This is a genomic window from Pseudonocardia bannensis (assembly GCF_012911875.1).
Taxonomy (GTDB): domain Bacteria; phylum Actinomycetota; class Actinomycetes; order Mycobacteriales; family Pseudonocardiaceae; genus Pseudonocardia; species Pseudonocardia bannensis.
The window spans coordinates 1-1,837 of record NZ_JAAXKZ010000251.1; the positions used below are offsets into that span (position 1 = coordinate 1).

Here is a 1,837-nt window from a genome sequence, read left to right on the forward strand (position 1 = left end):
TGTATAAGAGACAGGCCACCGCCGCTGTCATTGCCGTGGGGCTGCTCCGGTGGGGGCGCGGGCTACGGGGACCCGCCCCCACCGGAGCAGCCCCACGGCAATGACAGCGGCGGTGGCGGCCGCGGTGGCGGCCGCGGCCCAGGCGGCGGGGGCGGTGGCGGTGGCGCCGCGGGCGCCGCTGAGGAAGCGGCGGTGATCCTGTGAGCAGCACTGCGGGCAGCGCGACCGTGGCGGGCCCGCGGATCTACCGCGGGCTCAACCGGCGGGAGAAGGCCGGCTGGATCGGCGGGCTGACCCCGGCCCAGGCGCTGGTCTGTATCGGGTTGGCGGTGCCGGTGCTGCTGGCGCTGGCCGCGGACAACTGGGCCCAAGTGCTGGTGCTGGCCCCGGTCCTCGGGTTCACCGCGGCGCTGGTGGTCGTGCCGGTGCGCGGGCGCCCCGCGCTGCGCTGGCTCGGTGATCTCGTGATGTTCCAACTAGGAGTGTTGATGGGCTGGTCGGTGTGGCAGTCCAAGGCGGCCGCGGGTGCCCCCGGCCCGGCCGACGAACCGGACCTGCCCGGGGTGCTGGCCCGGGTGGCATTCCCCGACGGGCCCCCGTTCCGGGATCAGGGCCGGGTCTGCCTGATCCACGACACCGCCGAGGGCCGGTGGGGCGCGACCGCGCGGCTGACCCACAGCGGGGTCGGGATGCTCTCGGACGCCGAGTGCGAACGGCTGGCCTCCCGGCTGGGCAACCTGCTGCTGGGCATCGGGCACCGCGAGGTGATCGACCGCATGTCGCTGCTGGTGCGCACCGTGCCCGACGACGGCACCGAGTACGAGGTGTGGCGGGCCGCCCACCAGCGCCCCGACGCCCCGCCGCTGGCCCGGCAGGCGACCGACGAGCTCGACCGCACGGTCGGGTCGGTGTCCGTGCGCACCGAACTGTTCGTCACCGTCTCGGGCACCGAGTCCGCGCTGCGCCGCCCGGCCCAGGCCGCCGGGGGTGGGATCGCCGGGCGGGCGTACGCGCTCTACCGGGTGCTCGACGGCCTCGACGACGGGCTCAAGGCGCTCGGGGTGCGCACGGTGACCTGGCTGTCCGGCGCCGGGATGGCCGAGGCGATCCGCACCGGGTTCAACCCGGCCGCGGCCGGGGTGCTGGCCAACCACCACCTCACCCACCCCGACGCCGACGGCGCCACGGGGCTGCCGATGGCCGCGGCCGGCCCGACGCTGGCCCCGTCCCCGGCCGCGCGGGCCTATCACCACGACGGGTTCTCCTCGGTGTCGTATGCGGTGCTGATGCCCGAACCGGGCACCGTGTTCGGGTCACTCGGCCCGCTGCTGGCGGTCCGCACCGCCGGGGAGCGACGCACCTTGGCCATCCACTACGAGGTGATGAGCCAGCACGCCGCCTCCCGCGCCGTGCAGGCCAACCGGTTCCGCGCAGGCGTGGTCACCGACTGGAAGGCCTCCAAGGGGTTCTCCACCTCGGCGACCGATCACCGCCGCGCCGGCGGCGCGACGGCGCAGGAGCACGCGGTCGCGGCCGGGCACGCGATGGTCCGCTTCGCCGTCACCTCCTCGGTGACGGTGCCCGCGCACTGGAACCTCGAGGACCACGCCGCGAAGCTGGAGAACGACGCCTCGGGCCGGTTCCGGCTGCTGCGCCTGGAACTGGCCCAGGACTCCGCGTTCGTCGCCGCCGCGCTGCCGGTCGGGATCGGGCTGCCGCGCCTGCGCGGAGCGCTGGACTGATGACCCGCACCAGGAGAAACAGCAACGGGCACGAGCGCGGCGCAGCCGAGCTGCTGACCATGTTCGGCGCCGCCCCGGCGTCCCCGACCGCGGAC

General features: G+C 75.4%; 1 protein-coding gene. It reads left to right on the forward strand.

What is annotated here, in order from left to right:
• Positions 1–200: 200 nt before the first annotated feature.
• Positions 201–1,742: an SCO6880 family protein gene (locus HF519_RS29975; RefSeq protein ID WP_312860435.1), complete on the forward strand. Its 1,542-nt coding sequence runs from the start codon at positions 201–203 to the stop codon at positions 1,740–1,742.
• The last annotated feature ends 95 nt before the right edge of the window (positions 1,743–1,837 follow it).